The 7,151-nt window shown below is 70.2% G+C and carries 7 protein-coding genes and 1 pseudogene; all 8 read left to right on the forward strand.

Annotation, left to right across the window (positions count from 1 at the left end; all coding sequences use genetic code 11):
- The first annotated feature begins 7 nt into the window (after positions 1 to 7).
- The 8 genes and pseudogenes from QSK31_RS46470 to QSK31_RS46505 all read left to right on the forward strand — a co-directional run bounded on the left by QSK31_RS46470 (position 8) and on the right by QSK31_RS46505 (position 6,838).
- Positions 8 to 1,312, forward strand: a complete 1,305-nt coding sequence (locus QSK31_RS46470; protein WP_285691580.1) for an NAD(P)/FAD-dependent oxidoreductase — start codon at positions 8 to 10, stop codon at positions 1,310 to 1,312.
- A 14-nt stretch (positions 1,313 to 1,326) separates the two neighbouring features.
- Positions 1,327 to 2,388 carry a glucose 1-dehydrogenase gene (locus tag QSK31_RS46475; protein WP_285691581.1) on the forward strand — a complete coding sequence of 354 codons (1,062 nt, stop codon included), beginning with the start codon at positions 1,327 to 1,329 and terminating at the stop codon, positions 2,386 to 2,388.
- An 11-nt stretch (positions 2,389 to 2,399) separates the two neighbouring features.
- Complete coding sequence (locus QSK31_RS46480; RefSeq protein WP_285691582.1) at positions 2,400 to 3,143, forward strand: glycoside hydrolase family 15 protein; 744 nt, start codon at positions 2,400 to 2,402, stop codon at positions 3,141 to 3,143.
- A 33-nt stretch (positions 3,144 to 3,176) separates the two neighbouring features.
- Positions 3,177 to 4,220: pseudogene (locus QSK31_RS46485) on the forward strand (glycoside hydrolase family 15 protein); the annotation flags it as partial.
- A 39-nt stretch (positions 4,221 to 4,259) separates the two neighbouring features.
- The gene (locus QSK31_RS46490) at positions 4,260 to 5,015 is read left to right on the forward strand and encodes a ZIP family metal transporter (RefSeq protein ID WP_285691583.1); all 756 of its coding nucleotides are present in this window, start codon (positions 4,260 to 4,262) and stop codon (positions 5,013 to 5,015) included.
- Between the two features lie 228 nt (positions 5,016 to 5,243).
- Entirely contained in the window at positions 5,244 to 5,402 is a 159-nt protein-coding gene (locus QSK31_RS46495) for a hypothetical protein (RefSeq protein WP_285691584.1), read from the forward strand.
- 66 nt (positions 5,403 to 5,468) lie between these two features.
- Positions 5,469 to 5,642, forward strand: a complete 174-nt coding sequence (locus tag QSK31_RS46500; RefSeq protein WP_285691585.1) for a hypothetical protein — start codon at positions 5,469 to 5,471, stop codon at positions 5,640 to 5,642.
- Between the two features lie 98 nt (positions 5,643 to 5,740).
- The gene (locus tag QSK31_RS46505) at positions 5,741 to 6,838 is read left to right on the forward strand and encodes an IS701 family transposase (protein ID WP_285691586.1); all 1,098 of its coding nucleotides are present in this window, start codon (positions 5,741 to 5,743) and stop codon (positions 6,836 to 6,838) included.
- Positions 6,839 to 7,151: the final 313 nt, after the last annotated feature.

A 7,151-nucleotide genomic window follows, 5' to 3' on the forward strand; every position in this document is an offset into this window, starting at 1 on the left:
AAACACCATGGCACGACCGCGGATCGTCATCGTCGGCGCCGGCTTCGCCGGCTACCACGCCGCCCGCCGCCTCACCCGGCGGCTACGCGGATCGGCCGACATCACCGTGCTCAATCCGACCGACTACTTCTGCTATCTGCCGCTGCTGCCCGAAGTCGCGGCCGGCACGCTGGAGCCCCGGCAGATCGCCGTCCCGCTGGCCGACACCCTGCCCGGCGCACGGATCGTGCTCGGCGAAGCCACCGCTATCGACCCCCACACACGGCACGTCGTCTACCGCGATCCCGAGGGGCGCACCGCACACCTGGGCTATGACCGGCTACTGCTGACCGTCGGCGCCGTGAACCAGCTGCTGCCGATCCCGGGCATCGCCGACAACGCGCACGGCTTCCGCGGCGTGCCGGAGGCCCTGCATCTGCGTGATCACGTGATCCGGCAGATCGAGATGGCAGCCACCGCCACGGACGCCCGGGAACGTGCCGCGCGGTGCACATTCGTCGTGGTCGGCGCCGGCTACACCGGCACCGAGGTCACCGCGCAAGGCCAACTGCTCACGTCGGCCGTCGCGCGCCGGCATCCGCAGCTTCGCGGCATCCGCCGGCGGTGGGTGCTGATCGAGCACGGTGACCGGATCCTCGCCCACCTGGACCGGCGGCTCAGCGCCGCCGCTACGACCACGCTGCGCCGGCGCGGCGCCGAGATCCGCACGAACACGTCGGTCACCGAGGCCACCGCCGACGGGGTCCACCTCGACGACGGCAGCTTCCTGCCCAGCCGCACCCTGGCCTGGTGCGTCGGCGCACGCCCCGACCCGCTCGCCGAGGGCACCGGCTGGGCCACCGACCACGGCCGGCTGGTCGTCGACGCCCGGCTCAACATCCCCGGCCACAGAGAGGTCTACGCCTGCGGTGACGCCGCCGCCGTACCTGACCTGACCAGGCCGGGGCAGACGACTGCGATGACCGCCCAGCACGCGCAGCGCCAGGGCCGGTGCGCCGCCGACAACATCGCCGCCGATCTCGGGGTCGGGCGCCGCCGACCGTACCGGCACTCCAGTCTCGGTTTCGTCGTCGACCTCGGCGCCGGCCGCGCGGTCGCGAACCCGCTCGGCGTGCCGCTGACCGGACCCGCCGCATTCGCCGTCACCCGCGGCTACCACCTCGCCGCGCTGCCGGCCAACCGGCTGCGCACCGCCGTGACCTGGCTGATGAGCGCCGGCGGGCACCGCCCCGACATCCAGTTCGGCCTCGTTGCGGCGTCCGCGGTCCCGCTCGACACCGACAGCCCCGAAGTCGCGCACACCGGCTCGTGACCTGTGGAGGACTCATGCGAGCACTGACCGTTCAACCCCTGGCTCCGGGCACCGCCCGCATCGACGACCTGCCCGCTCCCGATCCCGGCGACTCCCTGCTGCTCGTCGACGGCATCGCGCTGGGCATCTGCGGCACCGACCGGGAAATCGTTGCCGGCGCCTACGGCTGGGCACCACCGGGCCGTGACCGGCTCGTCCTCGGCCACGAATCCCTCGGCCGTGTCCGGCAGGCGCCCGCCGACAGCGACTTCACCGCCGGTGATCTGGTGGTGGGCGTCGTCCGGCGACCCGACCCCCAGCCGTGCGGCGCCTGCGCGCGCGGTGAGTTCGACATGTGCCGCAACGGCGGCTACACCGAGCGAGGCATCAAACAGATCGACGGGTACGCCGCCGAACAGTGGACCGTCGAACCCGGCTACGCGGTCCGGCTCGACCCGGCGCTGGCCGACGTGGGTGTGCTGATGGAACCCACCACCGTGGTCGCGAAGGCGTGGGAGCAGATCGACCTGATCGGTGCCCGGTCCTGGTTCGCGCCGCGCACTGCGCTGGTCACCGGGGCCGGCCCGATCGGGTTGCTCGCCGCCCTGCTCGGGGTTCAGCGCGGCCTCGACGTGCACGTGCTCGACCGGGTCACCGACGGCCCCAAACCCGACGTGGTCACCGCGCTCGGCGCCACATACCACCATGACCCGGTCGCCGAGGTGGCCGGCAAGCTGCAACCGGACGTCGTCGTCGAGGCCACCGGCGCCGGCCCGGTGGTGTTCGGTGTCATCGGCAACACCGCGCCGTACGGCATCACCTGTCTCACCGGCGTGTCCGCGCCCGGCCGTAAGCTGAGTGTCGACGTCGGCGCCGACAACCGCGAGATAGTGCTGGAGAACGACGTCGTCGTCGGCAGCGTCAACGCCAACCTGCGGCACTACCGGGCCGCCGCCGACGCCCTCACGAAGGCCGACCTTCGGTGGCTGCGGTCGCTGATCACCCGACGCGTGCCGCTCGACGACTTCGCCGACGCGCTGACCGCCCACGACGACGACATCAAGGTGGTGCTCGACCTGAGCGCCGGAGGCCGGTGACGGCGGGCGTGGTGTCGAACATCGAGGACTACGCCCTCGTCGGTGACCTGCACACCGCCGCCCTGATCGGTCGCGACGGCTCGGTGGACTGGCTGTGCCTGCCCCGTTTCGACTCGCCCGCCTGCTTCGCCGCCCTGCTCGGCGACGCTGGCAACGGCCGCTGGCGCATCGCCCCGGCCAGCGCGGACACCGCGACCCGACGCCGATACACCGACGACACCCTGATTCTGGAAGCCGAATGGGACACCCCGGACGGCACCGTGCGCGTCACCGACTTCATGCCGCCGCGCGGGCAGGCCGCCGACATCGTCCGCATCGTCGACGGCGTCACCGGGCGGGTGCCGATGCACGCCGAGCTCACCCTGCGCTTCGACTACGGCAGCGTCGTGCCCTGGCTGCGGCGTACCCCGCACGGGCTCACCGCCGTCGCCGGGCCCGACGCCGTCTGGCTGCACACCGACGTGCCACTGCACAACCACGACCTGACGACCACCGCCGCGTTCACCGTCGAGGCCGGCGAACGGGTGACCTTCGTGCTCACCCACCAGCCGTCCTACCTGCCACCACCCCACCCTGCCGATCCCGAGCAGGCACTGCGCGACACCCGCCGGTACTGGCACGACTGGATCAGCCGGCACCGCTACGACGGCCCGTACGCCGACGCCGTACGCCGCTCCCTGATTCTGCTCAAAGCCCTGACCTACGCGCCGACCGGCGGCATCGTCGCCGCCGCCACCACCTCCCTGCCCGAATAGTTCGGCGGCCCCCGCAACTGGGACTACCGCTACTGCTGGCTACGCGACGCCACCTTCACCTTGCAGGCGCTGCTCGGTACCGGCTACGTCGCCGAGGCCCGCGCCTGGCGCGACTGGCTGCTGCGCGCGGCCGCCGGCGACCCCGCCCGCCTGCAGATCATGTACGGCCTCGACGGAACCCGCCGCCTGCCCGAATACACCCTCGACTGGCTGCCCGGCCACCAGGGCGCCGCGCCCGTCCGCGTCGGCAACGCCGCCGCCGGCCAGTTCCAGCTCGATGTCTGGGGCGAGGTCCTCGACGGGCTGCACTTGAGTCGGCAGGCCGGCATCGCCACCACTACGGACGGGTGGGACATCCAGCGCGCACTGCTGGACTTCCTCGAAGACAACTGGCAACAGCCCGACAACGGCCTCTGGGAAGTACGTGGTCCGCGGCGGCACTTCGTGCACTCCAAAGTCATGGCTTGGGCCGGCTTCGACCGGGCCATCACCGCGGTCGAACAGTGCGGCCTCGACGGGCCCGCCGACCGCTGGCGGTCCACCCGCGACGCCATCCACGCCGACGTCTGCGCCCACGGCTACGACCCCGGCCGCAACACCTTCACCCAGTACTACGGCTCCACCGGCCTCGACGCCGCCCTGCTCCTCTTGCCCCGCGTCGGGTTCCTGCCCTACGACGACCCCCGCATCGCCGGAACCGTCGACGCCGTCGCCGCCGACCTGTGCCAAGACGGGTTCCTACTGCGTTACCGGCCCGAGCACGAGGGCGTCGATGGGCTGCCCGGCTCCGAAGGTGCCTTCCTGGCCTGCACGTTCTGGCTCGTCGAAGCCCTGCACGGCATCGGCCGTACCAGCGAAGCCACCGACCTGTTCGAACGCCTGCTCACCCTGCGCAACGACGTCGGCATGCTCGCCGAGGAGTACGACCCGGCCACCGGCCGGCACCTGGGCAACACCCCGCAAGCGTTCAGTCTCGTCGGCCTGGTCAACGCCGCCCGCCGACTCGGCGGCAGCACCGTCAAAACCTACGACAGCCCACACCACCAGCGCCTGCACACCGGCGCCGACAAGCCGTGATGACGACATCGCCCATCAGCAAGACATGAGGTGATCAGGATGCCGCAGTGGCTGCAAGCCGGCGGGTGGGGCCTACTGGCGGGATCAGCACTGCTCGTGGGTGCCGCCATCGGATATTTGACGAAGATCTCCCGGCACGTGGTGGCGTCGGTGATGGGGTTCGGCGCCGGTGTCCTGCTGTCCGCCGTCGCCTTCGAGCTCATCGCCGAAGCCCATGACCGTGCCGGCATGCTGCCCACCGTCCTCGGCGCGGCGATCGGAGCGGTCATCTACACCGGCTGCAACGTGATCCTCGCCCGGCACGGGGCCCGCCATCGGAAACGCTCCGGCGGCCAACAGCCGTCCGAGCATGAGCAGTCCGGCTCCGGCACCGCCATCGCACTGGGCGCCCTGCTCGACGGTATCCCGGAGTCCATCGTGATCGGCGCCAGCCTGCTCGGCGGCGGCGCGGTGGGCACCGTCACCGTCGCCGCGGTGTTCATCAGCAACGTCCCCGAAGGGTTGTCCAGTGCGGCGGGCATGCGCAACGCCGGCCGCAGCCGCCGGTACGTCTTCGGGCTGTGGGCAGCCATAGCACTCGTCAGCGGCCTCGCCGCGCTCGCCGGCTACAGCCTGCTCGGCGGTGCTCCAGCCGCTGTGCTGGCCGGTATCACCGCCCTCGCCGGCGGCGCGATCCTGGCGATGGTCGCCGACACCATGATTCCCGAGGCCTTCGAGAACGCGCACCTGCTGATCGGACTGGTCACCGTCGCGGGCTTTCTCGTCGCCTTCGCCCTGTCTCACGCCGGAGGCTGATTCGCCGTGCGTCCCCCACCCCCCGGCGCTAGCTGGTCAGCTCCCTGGGGGAGCGGCCCAGATGAGGCCACGCTTACTGTACGGCGGCTCTTGTGGTTCGACGATGTCGATCAGGGTCGCCGGAAGAACGCATTCTCTTGTTAGGTCATCGATCGCGGCTCGGCAGGCCAGTTGGGCGGCCGCGACCACCGATGTCGGTGGGGTCAGAGAGACGGGATCGTCGCAGCCATGCTCGTTCGTCTGGGCTTCGCCTCGGCCGGGGATGGGCCGGTGATGCTGTTCGCGGCCTCGCAATGGGAAGCGGTCGACGCGGATTATGCCGCCGTGTCGTTCGACGCAGACCGAGATGACGGTGCGCCGCACGGTATTGCCGGCCCAAATCAATAGCGACGAGGCTCGGGCATCGCCGGTGGCGTCGATGACCAAGTCGTGTTCGCGAAGCAGCATGACGGCTTGCTCTGGCATCGTGAGCCGGTCGATGCGGGGATCGACGTGGCCGGTGTCGAAGCCGAGGTCGGCCAGGCACCCGGTGACGGCGACGACCTTCGGATGTCCGACCCAGGATTCGCCAGCGAGGTGACGTACGACGTTGCCCGGCCGCAGTACCTGCCGGTCGATCAGGGTTAGTACTGCAACCCGCTGTTGCGACCTGAGCTGTGGTGGCTCGTTGACTGGTCGTGCTGGGTGGTGAGGTGCTCGACGAGTGGCAGGCGGGCTTGAATGACATGTTCGCCCTGATCGCGGGATGTTTTTCGCGGGTGGAACCGCGACGGCTGGCAGTCGCCTACATCCGCGGGCTGCTCGCGCCGTTGGAACGGCGTAACGGGTGGACGCTGTCGGAGCAGGCCGGCCGCCGGTCACCGAACGCTATGCAGGAGATGTTGTACAGCCCGTGCTGGGACCCGGACCAGGTCCGTGACGAGGTGCGGGGCTACCTGGTTGGTCACCTCGGGGACCCGGATGGGGTGTTGATCGCTGATGACACCGGGTTCGTGAAGAAGGGTGTCCGCTCGGCCGGGGTGCAACGGCAGTACTCGGGCACGGCCGGGAAAGTCGAGAACTGCCAGATCGGCACGTTTCTGGCCTACGCCTCACCGAAAGGGCGGGCGTTGATCGACCGGGAGTTGTATCTGCCGAAGTCCTGGACCCAGGATGCCGACCGGTGCGCGAGGGCCGCGGTGCCCGAGGACGTGGCGTTCGCGACCAAACCCGAGCACGCGAAGACCATGATCGAACGGGCGGTCGCTGCGGGAGTGCCGTTTGGGTGGTTCACCGCCGACGAGGCGTTCGGGCAGAACCCTGGCCTGCGGGACTGGTTGCAGGAACAGGACATCGCCTATGTGATGGCCACCCGTAACGACGACGAAGTGCCCGCCGGGCTGCACACGCTCAGCCCGGTCAAGGACATGATCGGCAGCATCCGGCCTGGCGCCTGGCAGCGGATGTCCTGCGGCGACGGCGCCCACGGCCCACGCGTCTACGACTGGGCGTGGACCCCGATCCGCACGACGTTCCCGCACGATCGCCGGGGCTGGGTCCTGGCCCGCCGATCGGTCAGCACCGGCGAGATCGCCTACTACCGGTGCTTCGGCCCTCGCGGGACCCGGCTGCGGGACCTGGTCCGGGTCGCCGGAGCCCGGTGGGCGATCGAGGAGTCGTTCCAGACGGCCAAGAACGAGGTCGGCCTGGACCAGTACCAAGTTCGTCGTTACGACGCCTGGTACGCGCACATCACCCTGGCTATGGCCGCCGCCGCGTTCCTGGTCGTGACCCGGGCCGCCGAAGCCGTAAAAGGGGTGCCGACGCAGACGGCGGTGAGCTGATCCCGCTAACCAGCAACGAAATCCGCCGTCTGTTCGCCAGATTCATCCTGACCGTCGCGCATACCGCCACACACGTCTGGCACTGGTCCTGCTACCGACGCCGACGCCAGGAACAAGCCCGAGCCTGTCACTACCGCAAACGACTCGAACCGCCGTAAATCACGACATCGGGTTGCAGTACTAGCGCCAACGCCGTTCAGTTAGGGCGGGACGTTGGCTGTCAAGGGTCGGGGCTGATGACGTCGATGCTGGCGGTGGCCTGGTAGCTGCGCCGGTCGATGTTCGGGCCGCGGGCTTGGTATTTGGAGTTCGA

The organism is Actinoplanes sp. NBRC 103695, from assembly GCF_030269485.1.
Lineage (GTDB): Bacteria > Actinomycetota > Actinomycetes > Mycobacteriales > Micromonosporaceae > Actinoplanes.